The 22,826-nt window shown below is 70.0% G+C and carries 20 protein-coding genes and 2 tRNA genes; 13 read left to right on the plus strand and 9 right to left on the minus strand.

Annotated features, from left to right (window positions below):
- Positions 1 to 16 precede the first annotated feature (16 nt).
- Positions 17 to 1,159: a serine hydrolase domain-containing protein gene (locus tag N5875_RS25585; protein WP_338496319.1), complete on the plus strand. Its 1,143-nt coding sequence runs from the start codon at positions 17 to 19 to the stop codon at positions 1,157 to 1,159.
- A gap of 19 nt (positions 1,160 to 1,178) precedes the next feature.
- Here N5875_RS25585 and N5875_RS25590 read toward each other — a convergent pair whose 3' ends face one another.
- Together N5875_RS25590 and pepN are read right to left on the minus strand one after the other, a co-directional pair.
- Positions 1,179 to 2,183 (minus strand): hypothetical protein, encoded by a 1,005-nt coding sequence (locus tag N5875_RS25590; RefSeq protein WP_338496321.1) that lies wholly within the window; start codon positions 2,181 to 2,183, stop codon positions 1,179 to 1,181.
- A 236-nt stretch (positions 2,184 to 2,419) separates the two neighbouring features.
- The gene (gene pepN, locus N5875_RS25595) at positions 2,420 to 4,987 is read right to left on the minus strand and encodes an aminopeptidase N (RefSeq protein WP_338496323.1); all 2,568 of its coding nucleotides are present in this window, start codon (positions 4,985 to 4,987) and stop codon (positions 2,420 to 2,422) included.
- A 162-nt stretch (positions 4,988 to 5,149) separates the two neighbouring features.
- Between pepN and N5875_RS25600 the strand changes: the two genes are divergently transcribed.
- The gene (locus N5875_RS25600) at positions 5,150 to 5,785 is read left to right on the plus strand and encodes a DsbA family protein (protein ID WP_318209804.1); all 636 of its coding nucleotides are present in this window, start codon (positions 5,150 to 5,152) and stop codon (positions 5,783 to 5,785) included.
- 172 nt (positions 5,786 to 5,957) lie between these two features.
- On the opposite strand, the gene N5875_RS25605 is transcribed toward N5875_RS25600, so the two are convergent.
- Positions 5,958 to 6,602: a superoxide dismutase gene (locus N5875_RS25605; protein WP_318209803.1), complete on the minus strand. Its 645-nt coding sequence runs from the start codon at positions 6,600 to 6,602 to the stop codon at positions 5,958 to 5,960.
- Between the two features lie 197 nt (positions 6,603 to 6,799).
- On the opposite strand from N5875_RS25605, the gene N5875_RS25610 reads away from it, so the two are divergent.
- On the plus strand, positions 6,800 to 7,696 hold the full coding sequence (locus tag N5875_RS25610; RefSeq protein ID WP_338496327.1) for a hypothetical protein: 897 nt from the start codon (positions 6,800 to 6,802) through the stop codon (positions 7,694 to 7,696).
- 112 nt (positions 7,697 to 7,808) lie between these two features.
- Here N5875_RS25610 and N5875_RS25615 read toward each other — a convergent pair whose 3' ends face one another.
- Positions 7,809 to 9,227, minus strand: coding sequence for an amino acid permease (locus tag N5875_RS25615; RefSeq protein ID WP_318211209.1), 1,419 nt, complete (start codon positions 9,225 to 9,227; stop codon positions 7,809 to 7,811).
- 116 nt (positions 9,228 to 9,343) lie between these two features.
- A complete protein-coding gene (locus N5875_RS25620; RefSeq protein WP_338496332.1) occupies positions 9,344 to 10,717 on the minus strand; it encodes an amino acid permease in 1,374 nt (457 codons plus the stop codon).
- Between the two features lie 254 nt (positions 10,718 to 10,971).
- Here N5875_RS25620 and N5875_RS25625 point away from each other — a divergent pair, with 254 nt between their 5' ends.
- Positions 10,972 to 11,583: a biotin transporter BioY gene (locus N5875_RS25625; RefSeq protein WP_318211207.1), complete on the plus strand. Its 612-nt coding sequence runs from the start codon at positions 10,972 to 10,974 to the stop codon at positions 11,581 to 11,583.
- Positions 11,584 to 11,671: 88 nt separating this feature from the next.
- On the opposite strand, the gene N5875_RS25630 is transcribed toward N5875_RS25625, so the two are convergent.
- Positions 11,672 to 13,129: an amino acid permease gene (locus tag N5875_RS25630; RefSeq protein WP_338496334.1), complete on the minus strand. Its 1,458-nt coding sequence runs from the start codon at positions 13,127 to 13,129 to the stop codon at positions 11,672 to 11,674.
- 196 nt (positions 13,130 to 13,325) lie between these two features.
- On the opposite strand from N5875_RS25630, the gene N5875_RS25635 reads away from it, so the two are divergent.
- Together N5875_RS25635 and N5875_RS25640 are read left to right on the plus strand one after the other, a co-directional pair.
- Entirely contained in the window at positions 13,326 to 13,820 is a 495-nt protein-coding gene (locus N5875_RS25635; protein WP_318211205.1) for a ribose-5-phosphate isomerase, read from the plus strand.
- The gene (locus N5875_RS25640; RefSeq protein ID WP_338496336.1) at positions 13,820 to 14,629 is read left to right on the plus strand and encodes a DNA-formamidopyrimidine glycosylase family protein; all 810 of its coding nucleotides are present in this window, start codon (positions 13,820 to 13,822) and stop codon (positions 14,627 to 14,629) included. The genes N5875_RS25635 and N5875_RS25640 overlap by 1 nt, the downstream gene beginning before the upstream one ends.
- Before the next feature lie 13 nt (positions 14,630 to 14,642).
- On the opposite strand, the gene N5875_RS25645 is transcribed toward N5875_RS25640, so the two are convergent.
- Positions 14,643 to 15,872, minus strand: a complete 1,230-nt coding sequence (locus N5875_RS25645; protein ID WP_338496339.1) for a GNAT family N-acetyltransferase — start codon at positions 15,870 to 15,872, stop codon at positions 14,643 to 14,645.
- Between the two features lie 106 nt (positions 15,873 to 15,978).
- Here N5875_RS25645 and N5875_RS25650 point away from each other — a divergent pair, with 106 nt between their 5' ends.
- Complete coding sequence (locus tag N5875_RS25650) at positions 15,979 to 17,124, plus strand: PP2C family protein-serine/threonine phosphatase (protein WP_318211202.1); 1,146 nt, start codon at positions 15,979 to 15,981, stop codon at positions 17,122 to 17,124.
- Between the two features lie 124 nt (positions 17,125 to 17,248).
- A complete protein-coding gene (locus tag N5875_RS25655) occupies positions 17,249 to 17,443 on the plus strand; it encodes a hypothetical protein (RefSeq protein ID WP_015033610.1) in 195 nt (64 codons plus the stop codon).
- 4 nt (positions 17,444 to 17,447) lie between these two features.
- On the opposite strand, the gene N5875_RS25660 is transcribed toward N5875_RS25655, so the two are convergent.
- Together N5875_RS25660 and N5875_RS25665 are read right to left on the minus strand one after the other, a co-directional pair.
- Positions 17,448 to 17,819: an amphi-Trp domain-containing protein gene (locus N5875_RS25660; RefSeq protein WP_318211201.1), complete on the minus strand. Its 372-nt coding sequence runs from the start codon at positions 17,817 to 17,819 to the stop codon at positions 17,448 to 17,450.
- A 133-nt stretch (positions 17,820 to 17,952) separates the two neighbouring features.
- Positions 17,953 to 18,026, minus strand: a tRNA-Gly gene (locus N5875_RS25665).
- A gap of 132 nt (positions 18,027 to 18,158) precedes the next feature.
- Here N5875_RS25665 and N5875_RS25670 point away from each other — a divergent pair.
- The 5 genes from N5875_RS25670 to clpX all read left to right on the plus strand — a co-directional run bounded on the left by N5875_RS25670 (position 18,159) and on the right by clpX (position 22,814).
- A tRNA-Pro gene (locus tag N5875_RS25670) sits at positions 18,159 to 18,235 on the plus strand.
- Between the two features lie 171 nt (positions 18,236 to 18,406).
- Positions 18,407 to 19,792 carry a trigger factor gene (gene tig, locus N5875_RS25675; protein ID WP_318211200.1) on the plus strand — a complete coding sequence of 462 codons (1,386 nt, stop codon included), beginning with the start codon at positions 18,407 to 18,409 and terminating at the stop codon, positions 19,790 to 19,792.
- Between the two features lie 240 nt (positions 19,793 to 20,032).
- Positions 20,033 to 20,650 carry an ATP-dependent Clp protease proteolytic subunit gene (locus N5875_RS25680; RefSeq protein ID WP_318211199.1) on the plus strand — a complete coding sequence of 206 codons (618 nt, stop codon included), beginning with the start codon at positions 20,033 to 20,035 and terminating at the stop codon, positions 20,648 to 20,650.
- A 61-nt stretch (positions 20,651 to 20,711) separates the two neighbouring features.
- A complete protein-coding gene (locus N5875_RS25685) occupies positions 20,712 to 21,374 on the plus strand; it encodes an ATP-dependent Clp protease proteolytic subunit (RefSeq protein WP_318211198.1) in 663 nt (220 codons plus the stop codon).
- A gap of 156 nt (positions 21,375 to 21,530) precedes the next feature.
- Positions 21,531 to 22,814, plus strand: a complete 1,284-nt coding sequence (clpX, locus tag N5875_RS25690) for an ATP-dependent Clp protease ATP-binding subunit ClpX (protein ID WP_024755522.1) — start codon at positions 21,531 to 21,533, stop codon at positions 22,812 to 22,814.
- Positions 22,815 to 22,826: the final 12 nt, after the last annotated feature.

The following is a 22,826-nucleotide window of genomic DNA, read 5'->3' on the forward strand; positions in this document are numbered from 1 at the left end:
TCACAGGGGAGCCCGCATGTCAGCCGTACGCACGACCCGCACCGTCCTCGCCGCCGCCCTGGTCGCGGGGCTCGCCGCCACGGCACTCGCCACCCCCGCCCTCGCCGCCGCGCCGGTGAAGCGGGACCACACGGTCACCCAGCAGGCGCTCCAGGCGGCCGTCGACGCCGGCGTGCCCGGTGTCGTCGCCCAGGCCCGCGACGGTCGGGCCGGCTGGACCGGCACCGCCGGCGAGCGCCGGGGGAACGACCGCTACCGGGTCGGCTCCATCACCAAGACCTTCGTCGCCACCGTCCTCCTCCAGCTCCAGGCGGAGGGCCGGCTCGACCTCGACGACCCGGTCGAGAAGTGGCTGCCCGGCGTCGTCCGGGGCAACGGCCACGACGGCCGCAAGATCACCGTGCGTCAGCTGCTCAACCACACCAGCGGCATCTACAGCGTCACCTCCGACCCCGGCTTCCAGGAGAAGGTCTTCGGCCCCGCCTTCCTCGAACACCGCTACGACCGCTGGACCCCGAAGCAGCTCGTCGACATCGCCATGACCCACGCGCCGGACTTCGCCCCCGGCACCGGCTGGAACTACTCCAACACCAACTACGTCCTGGCCGGCATGGTGATCGAGAAGGTCACGGGCCGCCCGTACGGCAAGGCGGTCGAGAACCGCATCATCAAGCCGCTCAAGCTCCGCGCCACGAGCGTCCCCGGCACCGACGTGACGATGCCGAAGCCGAGCTCCCCCGCCTGGTCCACGCTCTCCGCCGACCCGGACGCGCCGGTCCACGACGTCAGCGAGCTGAGCCCCACCATCGCCTACGCGGCCGGCGAGATGATCTCCGACTCCAACGACCTGGGGACCTTCTACCGCGCCCTGCTCAAGGGCCGGCTGCTCCCGAAGGCCGAGATGAAGGAGATGACCGCCACCGTCCGGATGTCGCCCGAACTCCCCGGGCTGGGATACGGACTCGGGCTCATGCAGCAGAAGCTGAGCTGCGGCAAGGAGATCTGGGGTCACGGTGGCGGCATCCACGGTTCCTCCTCCGAGGCCCACGCCACCCGCGACGGTGCGCACACCCTCGCCATGAACTTCAACGCCGACTGGACGGGCGACAGCACCACCGTCCTGGAGGCCGAGTTCTGCGGAGTCACCCCGAAGGGCTGACTCCTCACCGCGGCAGGCCTCACCGCGGCAGGACGACGACATACGCGGCGGGCTGCCGGTCGGGCGCGGCCATCAGGGCCGTACGCACCACGGTGGCCTGCTGGTCCATCGCCTCGCGCAGCTTGCGCGGGGTGAGGTGGACGACCGTGATGCCGAGCCGCTCCAGATGCTCCCGCTTGCGGGTGTACTCGGACCAGAGCGCGTCCTCGTCCTGCCGTGGCGCCCGGGTGTCCAGCTCGACGGCGACCGCCTGGTCGGGCCAGTAGGCGTCCACCCCGCCCAGGTGCGGGCCGCCCGGCAGCCGCAGGTCCACGTTCCACAGCGGGTCCGGCAGGGCGAACTCCCGCACCATCTCGTACAGCCGCTCCTCCGAGAGCGAGCGTCCTTCGGCGAGCAGCGCGTCCACCGCGTCCACCACATGCGGCCGGGTGAGGAGCCGGGCGCGGTTCAACTCGCGTACCACCGCACCCGGTTCGCAGTGTCCGCCGCGCACCGCCTCGGTGAGCAGCCTGCGTACGGTCTCCGCGTCGCCGAGTTCGGACACCGCGTCGGCGACGGCGCGGGCGACCGGGGCGACGGGCAGGCCCGTCAGCTCCACCGGCTCCGGGGACTCGGGGGCGCGCACCACCCGCACCCAGCCGGTGGAACGCAGCCGCCGGGTGCGGGGGACCAGGATGTCGATCCGGTCCAGGGCGGTGAGCGGGGGAGCGGAGGAGAAGCGGTGCAGGGCCAGCGCGGCGAGTCCGGTGATCATCGCGTCGGGGCCCTGCGGAGGTACGGCGCCGGTCCTGCGGGCGTAGAGGAGTGCCGCGTGGAGCCGGTCCTCGCTGGTGGGCGGCCCCGGCTGGAGCAGGAAGACGCCGGGCAGGAGCTGCTGCCAGGCACCCGGCCGGCAGCGCGCGGCGACCTCGCCGGCGGGAATGCCCTGGGCCCTCAACTGGTCGGCGGACGCCAGGCGTTGTGGTCGGCCGGTCTGGGGGGAGAGGGGGAGGGGGCGGGGGGTGATGGGGGTGTTGTGGTTCATGCCGGGGGTCTTCCGCTCCCGAAGGCCGCCCTAACCCCTGTTACACGCTCGTCGACAATCAGGGACAACCCCGTCCTAAAGTACGCGCGTTCGAGTGCCGATGAGAGATGCCGCGTCGGGGGGGCGTACTTTCCGCGAGCCCGACGCGTCGGGGGCGTACCTTCCGTATCTTCCGCGAGCCCGACGCACCAAGGAGCGGCGCCCTCTCCAGGACGCCGCTCCCCGGGACCGACCGGCTAGACCGCCGCCGGGCGTCCGTCGCAGTCCTGCGCCCGCAGCGCCCGCGCCAGGTCGTCCCTCGCTTCAAGGACCAGCCGGCGAAGGGCCGGAGCGGCCGACTCGTGCGCCGACAGCCAGGCGTCCGTCGCGGCCGCCGTCGCCTCGTCGTCCTGGAGCCCCGGGAACAGGCCCTTGACGACGTCCATCCCGATCTGGATCGACCGCTCGGCCCACAGCCGCTCGATCGCCGCGAAGTACTTCTCCGCGTAGGGGGCGATCAGCGCGCGCTGCGAGGGCTGGACGAAGCCCGCGATCGTCGCCTCGACGAGCGCGTTCGACAGGGTGTCCGACTCGACGACCTGCGCCCAGGCCTGCGCCTTGACGGCCGCCGAGGGCCGCGAGGCCAGCAGGCGGACCTGGTGGCGCTTGCCCGTCGCCGTGTCGTCCCGGCTCAGCTCCTCGCCGATCCGGGTCTCGTCCGCGCGGCCGTGCACGGCGAGCGGCGAGAGCAGCGACCAGCGCAGCTCCTGGTCGACGTCGAGTTCGTCGATCTTCGCCGTACCGTCGAGCAGCCCTTCGAGGAGCTGGAAGTCGGCGTCGGACGAGGCCGTCGCGGCGAAGAACCGCGCCCAGGTCAGCTGGTGCTCGCTGCCCGGCTCGGCCAACCGCAACTCGCGCAGGGCGCCCTCGGCGAGCAGCCGCCCGCCCTCCTCGCGCCACGCGGGAGCCGCGTAGTGGGTGACCGCCGACTTGGCCCAGGCGTGCACCATCTGGAGGACGCCGATGTCGGTCTCGCGGCCCGCGAAGGCGAGGACGACGGAGACGAAGTCCCGGGCGGGCATCAGGGCGTCGCGGGTCAGGTTCCACAGCGCCGACCAGCACAGGGCGCGGGCCAGGGGGTCGGTGATGTCACCGAGGTGGGCGCGCAGGGTGGCGAGCGAGCCCTCGTCGAAGCGGATCTTGCAGTAGGTGAGGTCGTCGTCGTTGACGAGGACCAGGTCGGGCTTCTCCCCGCCCGCCAGGTCGGCGACGACGGTCCGGGGGCCGGTGATGTCGGCCTCGGCGCGCGCGTACCGGACGAGCTCACCGCCGGAGAGCCGGTAGAGGCCGACGGCGGCGCGGTGGGGACGCAGCTCGGCACCCTCCTGGAGGACCGCGAGCTCGGTGATCCGGCCCTCGGCGTCGTAGGTGACGGCCGGCGCCAGGGTGTTCACGCCGGAGGTCTGGAGCCAGGACTTCGCCCAGGCCTTCATGTCGCGGCCCGAGGTCTCCTCCAGGATCGTGAGGAGGTCGGCGAGCCGCGTGTTCCCGTACGCGTGGCGCTTGAAGTAGCGGCGCGAGCCCTCCAGGAACGCGTCCCGGCCGGCGTACGCGACGAGCTGCTTGAGCACCGACGCGCCCTTGGCGTACGTGATGCCGTCGAAGTTGAGCTTGGCGTCCTCCAGGTCACGGATGTCGGCCGTGATCGGGTGCGTGGACGGCAGCTGGTCGGCGCGGTACGCCCAGGCCTTGCGGTTGTTGGCGAAGGTCACCCAGCTGTTGGTGAAGCGGGTCGCCTCGGCGAGCGAGAAGGAGCCCATGAAGTCCGCGAAGGACTCCTTCAGCCACAGGTCGTCCCACCACACCATGGTGACGAGGTCGCCGAACCACATGTGCGCCATCTCGTGCAGGATGACGTTCGCCCGGCGCTCGTACGCCGCCTGCGTCACCTTGCCCCGGTAGATGTACTCCTCGCGGAAGGTCACCATGCCCGGGTTCTCCATCGCGCCGAGGTTGTACTCGGGGACGAAGGCCTGGTCGTACTTCCCGAAGGGGTACGGGTAGTCGAAGTTGTCGTGGAAGAAGTCGAAGCCCTGCTTGGTGATCAGGAAGACGTCGTCCGCGTCGAAGTGCTTGGCGAGCCCCTTGCGGCACATCGCGCCGAGGGGGATCTCGAGCTCGGTCCCGTCGGCCAGCGTCCGCGTGTAGGTGTCCGTGACGTAGTGGTACGGCCCCGCCACGACACAGGTGATGTACGTGGAGATCGGCGCCGTCTCGGCGAACCGCCACACGCCCTCCGCGTCCTGCTCGCCCGCGCCGTTCGACCAGACGGTCCAGCCCTCGGGCGCGGTCACCGCGAAGCGGTACGGGGCCTTGAGGTCGGGCTGCTCGAAGTTGGCGTACACCCGGCGGGCGTCGGCGGGCTCGTACTGCGTGTAGAGGTAGACCTCGCCGTCCTCCGGGTCGACGAAGCGGTGCATGCCCTCGCCGGTCCGGCTGTAGGCGCACTGCGCGTCCACCACGAGGGTGTTCTCGTCGGCGAGCCCGTCGAGCGCGATCCGGGAGCCGTCGAAGACGACCGCCGGGTCGAGGGAGCGCCCATTGAGGGTGACCGAGGTCACCGACGGGGCGATCAGGTCCACGAACGTGCTCGTGCCCTCGCCGGTACGACGGAAACGGATCGTCGTCTCCGAGCGGAAGGTACGTGCGGTCTCGGCCGAGTCGCCGACCGCCGAGCGCAGGTCGAGGACGACCTCGTACCCGTCGACGGACAGCAGCGCCGCCCGCTCGTGGGCCTCGTCGCGGGACAGATTCTCACCGGGCACGGTCACTCCTTCGTGGCACGTTCGAAACAGCACCGATCCTCCCATGTGCAGCTGTCACCCAGGACACGGGAATGCCGTCATGCGTTTGGGGGTTCCCTTCTTTCGGCGCGCCACCGTCGTCTTTCCGCCTTTCTTTTCGCCACGGCCGTACCGAGGAGTGACATGTCCGAGAGCAGGACCACCGCCGACTTCTACTTCGACCCGCTGTGCCCCTGGGCCTGGATGACCTCCCGCTGGATGCTGGAGGTGGAGCAGGTCCGCCCGGTCGACGTGCGGTGGAAGGTCATGAGCCTGGCCGTGCTCAACGAGAACCGCCTCGACGAGGTCCCCGCCGAGTACCGGGAGATGCTGGAGACCCAGGCCTGGGGCCCTGTCCGGGTCGTCATCGCCGCCAAGCAGCTGCACGGCGACGAGGTCGTCGGCAAGCTCTACACCGCGCTCGGCACCCGCTTCCACAACAACGGCGAGGGCCCGACCCGCGAGGCGATCGTCGGCGCCCTGACGGATGTAGGCCTGCCCGAGGACCTGGTCGAGTACGCCGACAAGGACACCTACGACGCCGAGCTGCGCGCCTCCCACACGGAGGGCATAGCGAAGGTCGGCCAGGACGTCGGCACCCCGGTCATCGCGGTACCGGGCGCGGACGGCGACGAGGTCGCCTTCTTCGGCCCCGTCGTCACCCCGACCCCGCGCGGCGAGGCGGCGGCCCGGCTGTGGGACGGCACCCTGCTCGTGGCGTCGACGCCGGGCTTCTACGAGATCAAGCGCACGCGGACCTCGGAGCCCAGCTTCACGTGACCGGTGTGCGCAGGCATGGAAGAACCCCCGTGACTCACACCCCCGAAGCTGCCTTTGGGGGTGCCCCGAATCACGGGGGTTCTTCTTTCATCCGCCCGCAGGTGAAGGTTGAGAAGACGATCACGAGCAGGACGACGGGGAAGCCTTCTCAGGCTCCGATCAGAGGCTCCGGTCAGAAGGAGATCAGCGGTACGGAGGCCTTGGCGGCGTGGTAGCGCTTGCTCACGTCCTGCCAGTTGACGACCTGCCACATGGCCTCGATGAAGTCCACCTTCTGGTTCTTGTACTGCAGGTAGAAGGCGTGCTCCCAGGCATCGAAGACCAGGACCGGGACCGAGCCCTGACCGACGTTGCCCTGGTGGTCGTAGACCTGCTCGACGATGAGCCGGCCGCTGATCGGCTCGTACGCGAGGACACCCCAGCCGGAGCCCTGGGTGGTCGCGGAGGCCTTGGTCAGCTGGGCCTTGAACTTGGCGAAGGAGCCGAAGGATTCGGTGATCGCGTCCGCGAGGTCACCGACGCCGTCGGCGGCCAGCGGCTCGCCGCCGCCCCCGTCCTTCGGGCTGTCCATGTTGTTCCAGTAGATGGAGTGGAGGATGTGGCCGGAGAGGTGGAAGGCCAGGTTCTTCTCCAGGCCGTTGATCGCGCCCCACTGGTCCTTGTCGCGCGCCTCCTCCAGCTGCTCCAGGGTGTCGTTCGCTCCCTTGACGTACGCGGCGTGGTGCTTGTCGTGGTGCAGCTCGATGATCTGCGGATTGATCACCGGCTCCAGCGCCGCGTAGTCGTACGGCAGCTCCGGAAGTGTGTAGATCGCCATTGCCGAGCCCTTCGCCTGACCTCTTATTGCAACCTATATGCAAGTGCAGGCTAACAGCAGGTGCACTTGATAGGTGATCAGTCCTTGGTCCTAAGTCGGTCCTAGGCCTCTGGTTGCTTCGCACTGCTTCCGCGCGCTCCGCCGAACGGGCGATCAGGCGCTGGGAACGGAGCCACCAAGATCCATAACGTGCGGGCATGAGACTCCCCCTGAGACTTCTCGTGGCGCCCACGCTCCTCGCGCTCCTCGGCACCACCCCCGCCGTCGCCGCCCCCGAGGACTGGCGGCGCGTGGGCACCGACGCCCGCGGCGGCATCAGCGGCATCGCCCACGAGGGCGCCGGCGCCCTGGTCGTCCACGACAACAAGCGCACCGGCCAGCAGCGCCTGTCCCGCCTCACGTACGCGGAAGGCCCCGCCACCCTCGCCCCGCTCTCCTGGGCCGGGGCGGAGCCCTCCGACCTGGAGGCGATCGAGGCAGTCCCCGGCGCACCGGGCGAGTACCTGGCCCTCGCGGCCCGCGGCATCGTGTACCGCATCGAGGTCGACGGCACCACCGCCACCGTCCTCGACTACACCCCGCTCCCGGCGATCGGCGAGGGCGACGACTTCGAGAGCTTCGCCCTCGTCTCCCGGGACGGGAAGCTCGCCGCGCTGTGGGCGGACCGCGGCGCCGGTACGGACCGGCCCGCCACCCTGTACGCGGCGCCGCTCTCCTTCGCGTCCTGGGGGCAGGTGCTGTTCGGAGCCGTCAGCCAGCGGATCCACCGGTCGACGTACCCGACCGACGCCGGGACGCGCCACATCTCCGACATCACGGTGACCGACTCCGGCCGGATCCTCGTCGGTTCGGCCTCGGACGCCGGTGACGACGGCCCGTTCGACTCGGCCGTGAGCGACGCGGGCCGGGTGACGCTCTCGGCGGCCGGCCGGGTACGCATCTCGCTCGACGCGGCACCGAAGGTCCTCGGCACCTTCCCCGGCTACAAGATCGAGGCCGTGGAGTGCCTGCCCGGCACGGGCGACGCCCTGCTCGGCACGGACGACGAGAACACCGGCGGGTTCGTACGGACGGCCCCGTACTGCGGCGCCTGACCACCACCGCTGCGGAGTCCGACCGCCACCCGGACACAGCACCGCGCCCCGCCGAGCATGAGCTCGACGGGGCGCGGTTTCGTACGCAGCGGTTTCGTATGCGGGGGAAGGCTCAGGCCTCCTCGGCCACCGGCCCCCGCTGCTTCTGCCGCACGAAGCCGACGACGGCGAGCAGCAGCGTCAGGCCGCCCGTCCAGTACAGCTGCACCCTGGTGCCCTCCTCGCGGGCCATCAGGACGAAGATCGCCGCCATGCCAGCCAGCGCCACCCAGGTCAGCACCGGGAAGGCCCACATCCGCACGACCAGCTTCTCGGGCGCCTCGCGCTCGGTGCGGCGGCGCAGCACCAGCTGGGAGGCGGCGATGAAGAACCAGACGACCAGGATGATCGCGCCGATCGTGTTGAGCAGCCAGACGAAGATGTCGTCCGGACGCCAGTAGCTGAGCAGCACACAGGCGAAGCCGAAGACGGAGGAGACGAGCACCGCCGGGCGGGGGACCCCGCCGAAGGTGCGGCCGAGCGCCTTCGGGCCCTGGCCGCGCGAGACGAGCGAACCGGCCATCCGGGAGGCGCCGTAGATGTTGGCGTTCATCGCCGACAGCAGGGCGACGAGCACGACGACGTTCATGATCTGGCCGGCCGCCGGGATGCCCAGGTGGTCGAGGGTCGCGACGTACGGGCCCTTCTCGACGACCGCCGTGTCGTCCCACGGGACGAGGGTGACGATGACCGCCATCGAGCCGATGTAGAAGAGCGCGATCCGCCACATCGCCGTCCGCACGGCCTTGGCGACGCCCTGCACCGGGTGCTCCGACTCGGCCGCCGCGATGGTGACCGTCTCCAGACCGCCGTACGCGAAGACGGAGGCGAGCAGACCCACGATCAGGCCCTCGGAGCCGTGCGGGAAGAAGCCGCCGTCGCCGGTGAGGTTCGTGGTGCCGGGGGCGTCCGTGCCGGGCAGGACGCCGACGATCGCGAGGACGCCGATGCCGAGGAAGAGGACGATCGCGCCGACCTTGAGCGCGGCGAACCAGAACTCGAACTCGCCGAAGTTCTTCACGGCCGCGAGGTTGGTGAGGCAGAAGACCAGCATGAACAGCGCGACCCAGGCCCACTCGGGGCTGTCCGGGAACCAGCCGGTCATGATCTTCGCGGCGCCGATGCCCTCCAGGCCGACGGCGACGCAGAGCAGGAACCAGAAGGCCCAGCCGGCGGTGAAGCCAGCCCAGGGGCCGAGGGCCCGCTCGGCGTGGACGGAGAACGAGCCGGAGGCCGGGTTCGCCGCGGACATCTCGCCGAGCATGCGCATCACCAGCATCACGAGGATGCCGGAGATCGCATAGGCGATCACGATCGAGGGCCCGGCGGCGGCGATACCGGCGCCGGAGCCGACGAAGAGCCCGGCGCCGATGACGCCGCCGAGGGCGATCATCGAGAGATGGCGCTGCTTGAGGCCGTGGGTGAGGCCTTCGGCGGTTGCGGTCGCGCCGTCCTTGCGGTCGGCCGGCGCGGGCGCGGTGGTCCGAGACATGGGCGAGCCCTGTTCACTAGCTGAGACGGGGAGGGAGCCCACAGTCTGTGGGGCACCACCGCTCACAGGGAACGGATGTCCGCTATACGGGCACGACCTTCACACAAGGTGAAGATCTAACCTCGCTTCGTACGCAGCTCCCGCGCCCAGGCCACCAGGAGCACCGCCCCGGTCGCCGCGCCCGACCACAGCACCTGCGGCCGGGCCGCGTCGTCGTACAGCATCAGGACCAGGACCGCGCCCATCGCGGCCAGCGCCACCCAGGTCAGCCACGGGAAGCCCCACATCCTCAGCGTCAGCGTCTCCGGGGCCTCCCGCTCGATCCGGCGCCGCAGCCGCAGCTGCGAGACCGCGATCAGCGCCCAGACGAAGAGCAGCACCGCGCCGACGGCGTTGAGCATGTAGAGGAAGACTGAATCCGGCCACTTCAGATTGAGGAGTACGGAGACGAAGCCGAAGGCCACCGAGGCGAGCACCGCCCGGCGCGGCACCCCTCCGCGGGAGATCCGGAGCAGCCCCTTCGGTGCCTCCCCGCGCTCCGCGAGCGAGAACACCATCCGGGAGGAGCCGTACAGGTTCGCGTTGAGCGCCGAGAGCAGCGCCACGAACACCACCACGTTCATGATCTGGCCCGCGCCCGGCACCCCGATGGAGTCCAGGACGGCGACGTACGGCGACTCGCCCGGCTTCATCGAGGTCCAGGGCAGCAGCGTCACGATGACCAGCATCGAGCCCACGTAGAAGAGGAGGATCCGCCAGACCGCGCTGCGCACCGCCCGCGCCACGTTCCGCGCCGGGTCGTCGGACTCGGCCGCCGCGATCGTGACGACCTCCAGACCACCGAAGGCGAAGACGACCGCGAGGACGCCGGAGATCACCCCGGACCAGCCGTTGGGCAGGAAACCGCCCTGCCCGGTCAGATTCGCCATCCCCACCGGATCGGTGTCCGGCAGCCAGCCGACGATCGCCAGCGTGCCGAGCACCAGGAAGAGCACGATCGCGCCGACCTTCAGCGCCGCGAACCAGAACTCGAACTCGCCGAAGTTCTTCACCGCGGCGAGGTTGGCCAGGGTGAACACGATCATGAAGATCAGCACCCAGCCCCACTGCGGGACGTCCGGCACCCAGCCGTGCGCGATCCGCGCCGCGCCCGTCGCCTCCACGGCGAGGACGACGACGAGCAGGAACCAGTACAGCCAGCCCACCGAGAAACCGGCCCAGCGCCCGAGCGCGCGCTCGGCGTGCACCGAGAAGGCCCCCGAGGCGGGCATCGCCGCCGACATCTCGCCCAGCATCCGCATGACCAGCATCGCGAGCGCACCGGCGATCAGATACGAGACCACGATGCCGGGCCCGGCGACGGCGATGCCCGCGCCGGAGCCGACGAAGAGCCCGGCGCCGATCACGCCGCCGAGCCCCAGCATCGTCAGATGACGCTGCTTCAGACCGTGGGAGAGGGGCTCCGGTTCGGAGGCGAGGGAGTCGTGCATGTGGGGGCTCGTGCTCTCTGACGGTTTATGGAGACCCCACAGTCTCTCCAGTGAACGACCCCTGGCGCAAAAGGGACCTCCGCGCACGAGTTCCCAGTGACAAGCGTCACGTGGCGAGATGTGGGATCGGCGGGGTTTGTTCGATCTCCACGAAGCACGCGACCGTCGCTTTGTCGGCGGCTGACGGTGATCGAGCGTTCACTCCTGGCATACCGTCAAGGCGTCCCACCCACCCTCACCCCCGCGGAGTACCGATGAGCACCGCCGCCGCCCCCGTCCGTTCCCTCCGTGCGGGCACCGTCCTCGCCGACCTGCTGCCCACGAGCGGGAGCGTGAGCGCGAGCCGCGCCCGCGACATCGCGCTCGTCGTCGGCGGCGCCGCCCTCACCGGCCTCGCCGCGCAGCTCTCCGTCCCGGTCCCCGGCTCGCCGGTCCCGGTCTCCGGCCAGACCTTCGCCGCCCTCCTCGTCGGCACGGCGCTCGGCGCCCGCCGCGGCTTCCTCGCCCTGGCCCTGTACGCGGTGGCCGGCATGGCGGGCGTGCCGTGGTTCGCGCAGGCCTCCTCGGGCTACGCCATGCCGTCCTTCGGCTACGTCCTCGGCATGCTGCTCGCCTCGACCGTCGTCGGCGCCCTCGCCCGCCGCGGCGCGGACCGCTCGGTGCTCCGCACGGCCGGCGCGATGGTCCTGGGCTCCGCGATCATCTACGCGGTCGGCGTGCCGTACCTGGCGCTCGCCACCGGCATGACCCTCGGCCAGGCCGTCGCGGCCGGCCTCACCCCGTTCCTGATCGGCGACGCCCTCAAGGCGGCCCTCGCGATGGGCGTCCTGCCGACCGCGTGGAAGCTGCTCGACCGCAAGGGCTGAGCCCTTGTCCGCCCCCACGAGGGCGCATGCGAAGAGGGCCCGCCGTTCCCCGGGGAACGGCGGGCCCTCTCGCGTGGGTGCCCGGGTGCTAGACGCGCTCGGAGAGCTCCGAGGCGTCCGTGGAGGCCTTCGCGAACCGCTCCTTGACCAGCGCGATCACGATCACGAGCGCGGCCACGAGCAGCGACAGGACGACCTGCTCACGGGCGCTCCCGCCGTCGTAGATCATGTAGCCGAGGACGAAGACGATCATCGCGATCGTCGCCCAGGTCAGGTACGGGAAGAGCCACATCTTCACGACGAGCTTCTCCGGCGTCTCGCGCAGGATGATGCCGCGCATCCGCAGCTGGGTCACACAGATGACCAGCCAGACGAAGAGCGCCACCGCGCCGGAGGAGTTCAGCAGGAAGGCGAAGACGGTGTCCGGCCACTTGTAGTTGAAGAAGACCGCGACGAAGCCGAAGACGACCGAGCCGAGGATCGCGGCCACCGGCACGCCCCGCTTGTTGACCTTGGCGAAGGCCTTGGGCGCGTCGCCGCGCCGGCCGAGCGAGAAGGCCATGCGGGAAGCGGTGTAGAGGCCCGAGTTCAGGCAGGAGAGCACGGCCGTGAGGACGATCACGTTCATGATCTGACCGGCGTGCGCGATGCCGATGGAGTCGAGGGCGGCGACGTACGAGCCCTTCTCGACGATCGACTTGTCGTTCCACGGCAGCAGGGTCAGGACGATGAAGATCGAGCCCAGGTAGAAGACGCCGATCCGCCAGATCACGCTGTTGGTGGCCTTGGTGACCGCGCGCTGCGGGTCCTCGGACTCACCGGCGGCCAGCGTGACGATCTCGCTGCCCATGAAGGAGAAGACGACCATCAGGACACCGGTGAGGACCGCGCCCGCGCCCATCGGGAAGAAGCCCCCGGTGTCGGTGAGGTGCGCGAATCCGGCGCCCGGGTTGTCCGAGCCGGGGAGCACGCCGAAGACGGCGAGCATGCCGATGACGACGAAGGCGCCGATGGCGACGACCTTGATGCCGGCGAACCAGAACTCGAACTCGCCGTAGGAGGCGACCGAGCCGAGGTTGGTGACCGTGAGGACCACCATCACGATGAGGGCCCAGGCCCACTGCGGCACTGCCGGGACCCAGCTCTCCAGGATCACCGCGCCCGCGGTCGCCTCGACGGCGAGCACGACGACCCAGAAGAACCAGTAGAGCCAGCCGATGCTGAAGCCGGCCCAGCGGCCGAGGGCGCGGTCGGCGTAGGCGGAGAAGGAGCCGGAGGACGGCCGGGCGGCGGCCATCTCGCCGAGCATCCGCATCACGAAGACGACCATGGTGCCGACGAGGAAGTACGACAGCAGGATCGCGGGGCCGGCCGCGGCGATGCCGGAGCCGGAGCCGACGAAGAGACCGGCACCGATGACGCCACCGATGGCGATCATCGAGAGGTGGCGGTTCTTGAGACCGGCCTTGAGGCCGTCGGAGGAGTGCGGTGTCCCGGGGGTACCGGTCTCCTCGCCGTCCTTGGTCAGGGTCGGTTGCGTGTTCATGAACGCTTCCTTGCGTGTGGGGGGCGCTCGGATCGCGAGCCCGAGCATTGAACACCGGGAACGGGTGTGATCGGAAGACCTCATTCCGGATCGTTGTGTGGACCACTTCGCGAGAGTCGAAGGTCCGTACCAGACCGGGTGAAGGTCCCGACCCCGCTGCCTGCTGCCCGGCCCCTGACATGCCACACTCGGTTTCATGCGCGTCTACATCGGCTCCGATCACGCCGGCTACGAACTCAAGAACCACCTCGTCGAGTGGCTCACGGCACACGGCCACGAGCCCGTCGACTGCGGTCCCCACATCTACGACGCCCTGGACGACTACCCGCCGTTCTGCCTGCGTGCCGCCGAGAAGACGGCCGCGGACCCGGACAGCCTGGGCGTCGTCATCGGCGGTTCGGGCAACGGCGAGCAGATCGCCGCGAACAAGGTGAAGGGGGTGCGCGCCGCCCTCGCCTGGAGCGAGCAGACCGCCGCCCTCGGCCGCGAGCACAACAACGCCAACGTGATCTCCGTCGGTGGCCGGATGCACACCCAGGAAGAGGCGACCAAGTTCGTCGAGATCTTCCTCAGCACCCCGTACTCCGGTGACGAGCGTCACACCCGCCGGATCGACATGCTCACCGCGTACGAGAACACCGGCGAGCTCCCCCCGATCCCGGCGCACCACCCGCAGGAGCCGACCGCCTGATGCCCGAGGGGCACACGATCCACCGACTGGCCGCCGACCACCGGGAACGGTTCGGCGGCCGGTCCGTGCGGGTGACCAGCCCGCAGGGCAAGTTCACGGACTCGGCGGCGCTGCTCGACGGCTCCGTGCTCGACACCACCGAAGCCCACGGAAAGCACCTCTTCCTGGGCTTCGCCGGCATGGGCTGGGTCCACATCCACCTCGGCCTCTTCGGCAAGGTGAACTTCGGGGACGCGCCCGCCCCGCCGCCCACCGACACGGTCCGGCTGCGCCTCGCGAACCCCGAGGGGTACGTCGACCTCCGCGGCCCCACCACCTGCGCGCTCATCACGGACGCCGAGAAGCGGGCGATACACGACCGCCTCGGCCCTGACCCGCTCCGCGACGGCGACGACCCCGACCGGGCCTGGCGCCGCGTCTCCACGTCCCGCACCACGATCGCCGCGCTGCTCATGGACCAGAAGGTCATCGCCGGCGTCGGCAACGTCTACCGCGCCGAGGTCCTCTTCCGGCACGGCATCGACCCCTACCGCGCGGGCAGGGACCTGACGCGCCGGGAGTGGGACGCGATCTGGACGGACCTGATGGAGCTCATGCGCGAGGGCGTCCGCCTGAACCGCATCGACACCGTCCGCCCCGAACACACCCCCGAGGCGATGGGCCGCCCGCCCCGCGTGGACGACCACGGCGGCGAGGTCTACGTCTACCGCCGCGCCCACATGCCGTGCCACCTCTGCACCACGGAGATCCGCACCGCGGACCTGGCAGCCCGAAACCTCTTCTGGTGCCCGGGCTGCCAGCAGCGCTAGAGGGCGCGCCCCACTAGAACCCGTGCGGCAGCCACGGCGCGACGGGCGACCCGAACGCCACCGACGCCTCCACGAGCGCGCCCTCGCGCAGCTCCCGTACGCGCCCGGCCGCGGCCAGCGAAACCAGCGAGGTCCCGCCCAGATAGGCGGATCCCAACTCCCGTACGGACAGCGCCAGATCCGCCGGATCCGACGTCCGCACACACGTCGCGCCCTTCTGGTCCCCGACCAACCGCCACCGCCCCTCGTTCCAGGGACAGAACGCGTCCTCGACCTCGAACACCACATCCACCGGCGCCTGATACGTCCGCGCCTCCAGCGCCCCGCCGACCTCCACCAGCCGCACGAACAGCGACTCCCTCAGCGTCGGCTGGCACCGCCGTACGTCCGTCACGAGGCCCAGCCACGCGTCGTCCACGGGCCGACTGTGGATCCGTACCTTCGTGGTCAGGTCCACCGCGCACACGAACCGCCACAGCGCCGCGTTCGCCGCCGCGTCGAGCCCCATCAGTTCGTGCACCACCACCGTCCCGTCGGGCCCGGCGAGCGACCAGTCCGGCTTGACCGCGTAGCGCACGAAGCCCACGACCTCCCCGTCCCGCTCGGCCAGCACGCACTGCCGTGCCGACGCGCCCTCCCGGCTCCCCGCCGGGTCGAGCAGCGGCAGCCGCTCCCACCCCGGTCGCCGGACCAGCATTCCCGGCCGGGCCGGTACGAGACGCGCGTACACCGCCTCGCACGCCCCCAGGGACTCCGCCGGGTCGGCGGCCCGCAGCCTCACCGACTCCGTGCCGTCCGGGACCATCAGCCGCACCCGGTCCGTGGGGATCGTCGCGTGCGCCGTGTACGAGGCCGCGCCGTACCCGAACCGCCCGTAGATCTCCGGCTCCGAGGCCGTCAGGACGGCCAGCGGCTCGCCCCACGCCCGTACGTCGTCCAGCTGCCGCCGCATCATCGAGGTCAGGATCCCGCGGCGGCGATGCGTCCCCGCCACACCCACCATCGTCACCCCGGCCACCGGCACCGACGCCCCGCCCGGCACGGTGAGACCGAACGAGAACGCCCCCGCCGTGCCCACCGGAAGGTCCCCGTCCCAGGCACCGAGGAACCGCTCGTGCTCGGTCAGGTCCTGCCAGAGCCGTCGCTCTTCCGGCTCCTCCGGCACACCCCCGAACGCAAGCTCCAACACCCCGTACCAGCGGTCCCACTCGGTCGGGTCGAGAACCCGCAGTTCCGTAGTCATATGCCATCGATATCAGCGACGCCCGCCCGGGGCGACCCGATTTCGCGCACATTGTCACAGGGGTACCCCTGCGCGATGTCGGACGGGATGGATAGGGTCCAGGCCAATGGGACACCGCGCCGGAGTGAAGACGTACGCGGTCCGGATGCGCCGACGCGCCCGCCGGGCCCGCATCGCGCTGCGCAGATCCGGTGTCGACTACTTCCGCGGGGACGGCTCCGACTGGCTCGCCTTCGCCGGACTCCTGCTGATGATTCCGGCCATCGCCCTCGGAACGCTCCTCGACCCGGTCTGGTGCGCACCCGCCGCCCTCGTGCTGCCGATCGTGGCCGGCGGGCTGCTGCTGCGCCCCGCCAGCCTGCTCGGTCTGTACGCGGCCGCCGCCGGCGCCCTCATCGTCGAGTCCATCGTCCTCGGCCCGTACACCCAGGGCCCCGCGCGCGTGACCCCCGGCACCGTCCTGGTCGTCGCCGCCTGCGGACTCTTCGGACTGCTCATCGCCCAGTTCCGGGCCCGCGTCGGCGTGCCCTGGCGGCGCGGCGGCACCATGCTCTTCGACCTGCGCGAGCGCATCCGCGTCCAGAGCGCCCTGCCGCGGCTCCCGCAGGGCTGGCACCGCGAGATGGCCCTGCGACCGGCCGGCGGCCAGTCGTTCTCCGGCGACTTCGTCGTCGCCGCCCGCACCCACGGCGGCCGGACCCTGGAGGTCGTCCTCACCGACGTCTCCGGCAAGGGCATGGACGCGGCCTCCCGCTCCCTGCTGCTCTCCGGCGCCTTCGGTGGACTCCTCGGCTCGCTCCCGCCGCACGGCTTCCTGCCCGCGGCCAACGGCTATCTGCTCCGCCAGAACTGGGACGAGGGCTTCGCCACCTCCATCCACCTCGTCCTGGACCTGGAGTCCGGCGACTACGAACTCTTCTCCGCAGGCCACCTGCCCGCCCTCCAGCTCCACGCGGGCAGCGGACGCTGGGAGGAGAAGGCCGCCGACGGGCCGCTGCTCGGTGTCTACGACGGCGCCGAGTTCCACCCGGACAAGGGCTCCCTGCGCCCCGGCGACGTCCTCATGCTCTTCACCGACGGCCTGGTCGAGGCCGCCGACCGGGACATCGCCGAGGGCATCGACCGCCTCACCGGCGAGGCCGACCGCTGCGTCGTGGAAGGCTTCGACGGCGTCGCCTGGGACCTGATCGAGGCCGTCGCCAAGGACGTCAACGACGACCGGGCCCTGCTGCTCATCTCCCGCCGCGCCTGAGACGATTCGTCACGGGGCGGCCGGGGCAGGGGAGTTGATGGCACCATGGAGACAGCGGGGGGCGTGTGGTGCGACGTGTGCTCCCCGGCGAGCTGGGCGGGACCGACCGAGGGTGTGATCAGTTGTGGCCATTTCACTGTCTGTGGTGTTGCTGTTGGCAATCATCCTGGTGGTGCTGATCCGCGGGGGGAACCTCAAGGGCGGCCCGGCGGTGGTCGCGGTCCTCTTCGGCTTCTTCCTCGCCTCCACCGGCATGGCCGACGACATCCAGCGCTTCCTGGACTCGATAACGCAGACGGTCGCCTCCATAAAGTTCTGACCGTCTAGCCGCCCCTGGCGGCCTTGGCGCTCTTCTTGGGGGCGGGCTTCGCCGACCCGACGGGCTTCGGGGCGGACCGCTTCGGGGCGGACCGCTTCGCCGCGCGGTCGCTGCCCGCGACGGCGCGGCTCGGCGCCGTCCGGCGAGGGCGGTCCGTCGACCACTTCAGCTCGATCTCCAGCTCGATCTCCCCGTCGCCGACCTCCAACTCCACCTCGCTGCGAAGCTCGTCGGGGATGCGCAGGCTGAGCGTTCCGTCCCCCAGACGCAGTTCCGCCTCCCCGCCGGCCCTCAGGGCGTCGGCGAGCGCGGTCAGCTGATCGGCAGCTTCGAGACGGGACAGCGAGCGCTTCCGCTCGAACTTCAGATCCTTCATCGCGGCCTCCGGTGCGGCGGGAGAGGGGCTGAGCCCAGTCTGCGCGAGCCTGCCGGACCCGGCATCTCGCGAGCCTCCGGAAACGCCTCGGGGCCGGTCCGGAGAAGACTTCTCCGGACCGGCCCCGAGCTCGTGGAGCGGGTGACGGGAATCGAACCCGCGTAGCTAGTTTGGAAGACTAGTGCTCTACCATTGAGCTACACCCGCACAGCATCGCGCCGCAGGTCACGAGGACCGCGGCACGAAGAGCATGGTAGCGGTTCGGGGGCCCTTCGTGCACACCCGGAAAACGGGGGGCGCCGCACAGTCCCCATCCATGTACCCTACGTGTCGCACCGACGGGGTGTGGCGCAGCTTGGTAGCGCGTCCGCTTTGGGAGCGGAAGGCCGTGGGTTCAAATCCCGCCACCCCGACCATGACGATCACGCGCACAGCCCGCGCGCTCTTGATCACGTTGTGGGCGTCATCCCGCTTGCGGTTACTATGCAAGCTGCGTGCCCGTGTGTCTTTCTGACCGGGCCGAGCCACCGGAACCGCCACACGCGGCGACGGTGGATTCCAGGAATCAGCCACAAGGAGACCGAACCGTGAAGAGCGCCGTGGAGACCCTGAACCCGACCCGGGTTCGGCTCACTGTCGAGGTGCCCTTCGAGGAGCTCAAGGACAGCCTCGACGCGGCGTACAAGAAGATCAACCAGCAGGTCACGGTCAAGGGCTTCCGTAAGGGCAAGATCCCGGCTCGCGTGATCGACCAGCGGTTCGGCCGCGGCGCCGTGCTGGAAGAGGCCGTCAACGACGCGCTCCCGAAGTTCTACACCGAGGCCGTCAACGAGGCCGAGGTCAACCCGCTCGGCCAGCCCGAGGTCGACATCACCGAGCTGAAGGACGGCGAGCTGCTGGCCTTCACCGCCGAGGTCGACATCCGCCCGACGCTCGAGATCCCGGACTACTCCGGCATCGAGGTCACCGTCGACGCGGTCGAGGTCACCGACGAGGACATCGAGAAGTCCGTGGAGCAGCTCCGTGAGCGCTTCGCCTCGACCTCCGCTGTCGAGCGCGCCGCCCAGGACGGCGACGTCGTCACCATCGACCTCGAGGCCAAGGTCGACGGCGAGGTCCTGCCCGACGGTGTCGCGAGCGACGTCTCGTACACCATCGGCTCGGGCGAGCTGCTCGACGGCATCGACGAGGCCGTCAAGGGCCTGGAGGCCGGCGGCGAGGCCACCTTCACCTCGCAGCTGAAGGGCGGCTCCGCCGAGGGCAAGGACGCGGAGGTCACCGTCAAGGTCACCACCGTCTCCGCCCGTGAGCTCCCCGAGCTCGACGACGAATTCGCGCAGATGGCGTCGGAGTTCGACACCCTCGACGAGCTCAAGGCCGACAGCCGCAAGCGCCTCGAGAACATGAAGCAGTTCGACCAGGCCACCCAGGCCCAGGAGCGCGTCCTCGACGAGCTCCTCAAGCTGGTCGAGGTCCCGATGCCCGAGAAGCTTCTCGAGGACGAGATCAACACCCGCAAGCACAACCTGGAGCACCACCAGCTCGGCCAGATGGGCCTCGACCTCGCGAAGTACCTGGAGATCCAGGGCAAGACCGAGGAAGAGTTCCTGGCCGAGACCAAGGAGCAGGCCGAGAAGGGCATCAAGACGCAGTTCATCCTCGATGAGCTCGTCAACAAGGAGAAGCTCGACGTCTCCCGCGAGGAGCTCACCGAGCACCTGTTCCGCCGTGCCGCCTCCTCCGGCATGAGCCCCGACCAGTTCGCCCAGGCCGTGGCCGAGGGCGGCCAGGTTCCGATGCTCGTCGGCGAGGTCGCCCGCGGCAAGGCCCTCGCGGTCGTCGTCGAGGCCGCCAAGGTCGTCGACAGCAACGGTGAGGTCGTCGACCTCTCCGACGACGAGGACGAGGTCGAGACCGCCGCCGAGGCCGTCGAGGCCGTCACCGGCGAGGCCGAGGTCTCCGAGGACAAGTAAGGGGCCCTCCGCCCCGCGCGGACCCCGTTCCACGGGCCCGTACGCACTCCAGTGCGTACGGGCCCGTGGACGTACGAGGACCCGGCCACGCGCCCCCAACTACCTTGCGCTCCCAGCGAACAGTTCGGGAACCGGGATGGCGTTGTCCTACCTGCGCGTTAGGGTCCATGAAGAGAGGGCAGTGCCCTCGGTACGAGACGCTGAGACGGCCCTGGCCGTCGGAGACGAGCAGGTGGATACGTGACGAATCTGAAGCCTTACGCCGCGGGTGAGCCGTCCATCGGTGGCGGCCTCGGCGACCATGTCTACAACCGGCTGCTCGGCGAGCGGATCATCTTCCTCGGCCAGCAGGTCGACGACGAGATCGCCAACAAGATCACCGCCCAGATGCTCCTCCTGGCCGCCGAGCCGGACAAGGACATCTACCTGTACATCAACAGCCCCGGCGGCTCGGTGACGGCCGGCATGGCGGTCTACGACACCATGCAGTTCATCCCGAACGACGTCGTCACCATCGGTATGGGCATGGCGGCCTCCATGGGCCAGTTCCTGCTCACCGCCGGTGCCGCCGGCAAGCGCTTCGCGCTGCCGAACACCGACATCCTGATGCACCAGGGCTCCGCCGGCATCGGCGGCACCGCCTCCGACATCAAGATCCAGGCCGAGTACCTCCTGCGCACGAAGAAGCGCATGGCCGAGATCACCGCGCAGCACTCCGGCCAGACCGTCGAGACGATCATCCGCGACGGTGACCGTGACCGCTGGTTCACCGCGGACGAGGCCAAGGAGTACGGCCTCATCGACGACATCATCACGCACGCCGCAGGTGTTCCGGGCGGCGGCGGCACGGGCGCCTGAGCCCGTCCGCCCGCCCAAGAGCCCCAGCCCACCGAACGCCACCAGGACGGTGAACACCCAGATGCAGAACAACCTCTCCGCGAGCGGCCTCTACACCGGCGCGCCGATGGACAACCGCTACGTCGTGCCGCGCTTCGTCGAGCGCACCTCGCAGGGCATCCGCGAGTACGACCCGTACGCCAAGCTCTTCGAGGAGCGCGTGATCTTCCTCGGGGTGCAGATCGACGACGCCTCGGCCAACGACGTCATGGCGCAGCTGCTGTGCCTGGAGTCGATGGACCCGGACCGCGACATTTCCATCTACATCAACAGCCCCGGTGGCTCCTTCACCGCGCTGACGGCGATCTACGACACGATGCAGTTCGTGAAGCCGGACATCCAGACGGTCTGCATGGGCCAGGCGGCCTCCGCCGCGGCCGTGCTGCTCGCCGCCGGCACCCCCGGCAAGCGGATGGCCCTGCCGAACGCCCGCGTGCTGATCCACCAGCCGTCCGGCGGCACCGGCCGTGAGCAGCTCTCCGACCTGGAGATCGCCGCCCGCGAGATCCTGCGCATGCGCAGCCAGCTCGAGGAGATGCTGGCCAAGCACTCCTCGACGCCGATCGAGAAGATCCGCGACGACATCGAGCGTGACAAGATCCTCACGGCCGAGGACGCCCTGGCGTACGGCCTGGTGGACCAGATCGTCTCGACCCGTAAGAGCACGGCCGCCGCGGCACACTGACGCCCTACCTTCCCGTGGCACGGTACGCGTGGCCGAATCGCGACCATGTGAACCGTGCCAAGGGGGGCCCGAACGAGGGGCCCGGCAAGGTACCGTCGAATATGAGGCACCAGGAGTCGCTGAACCAAGCGCTCCCAGGCGAAGGGGAAGCACCTCGTGGCACGCATCGGTGATGGCGGCGACCTGCTCAAGTGCTCGTTCTGCGGAAAGAGCCAGAAGCAGGTGAAGAAGCTCATCGCGGGACCCGGTGTGTACATCTGCGACGAGTGCATCGACCTCTGCAACGAGATCATCGAGGAAGAACTCGCGGAGACGAGCGAGGTGCGCTGGGAGGAACTCCCCAAGCCCCGCGAGATCTACGAGTTCCTCGAGGGGTACGTCGTCGGGCAGGAGCCCGCGAAGAAGGCCCTCTCGGTCGCGGTGTACAACCACTACAAGCGCGTCCAGGCCGGCGAGAACGGCGGCGGGGCGGGCCGTGACGACGCCATCGAACTGGCGAAGTCCAACATTCTGCTGCTGGGCCCCACGGGCTCCGGCAAGACGCTCCTGGCCCAGACGCTGGCGCGGATGCTCAACGTCCCGTTCGCCATCGCCGACGCGACGGCGCTGACGGAGGCCGGCTATGTGGGCGAGGACGTCGAGAACATCCTGCTCAAGCTGATCCAGGCGGCCGACTACGACGTCAAGAAGGCCGAGACCGGAATCATCTACATCGACGAGATCGACAAGGTCGCCCGTAAGAGCGAAAACCCGTCGATCACCCGCGATGTCTCCGGCGAGGGCGTGCAGCAGGCCCTCCTGAAGATCCTGGAAGGGACGACGGCCTCGGTCCCGCCGCAGGGCGGCCGGAAGCACCCGCACCAGGAGTTCATCCAGATCGACACGACGAACGTGCTCTTCATCGTGGGCGGCGCCTTCGCCGGCCTGGAGAAGATCATCGAGTCGCGGGCGGGCGCCAAGGGCATCGGCTTCGGGGCGACCATCCGCTCCAAGCGCGAGATCGAGGCGAGCGACCAGTTCCAGGAGGTCATGCCGGAGGACCTGGTGAAGTTCGGGATGATCCCCGAGTTCATCGGCCGCCTCCCCGTCCTCACCTCCGTCCACAACCTGGACCGCGAGGCGCTCCTCCAGATCCTGGTCGAGCCGCGGAACGCGCTGGTGAAGCAGTACCAGCGCCTCTTCGAACTCGACGGCGTGGAGCTGGACTTCGACCGCCCGGCCCTGGAGGCCATCGCCGACCAGGCGATCCTCCGCGGCACCGGCGCGCGCGGCCTGCGGGCCATCATGGAGGAGGTCCTCCAGTCGGTGATGTACGAGGTCCCGTCCCGCAAGGACGTGGCCCGCGTGGTCATCACGGCGGACGTCGTCCGCAACAACGTCAACCCGACGCTGGTCCCGCGCATCGTGAAGAACGACGGCAGGCACGAGAAGTCGGCCTGAGCCGTACGGACA

Source organism: Streptomyces sp. SJL17-4 (assembly GCF_036826855.1).
Lineage (GTDB): Bacteria > Actinomycetota > Actinomycetes > Streptomycetales > Streptomycetaceae > Streptomyces.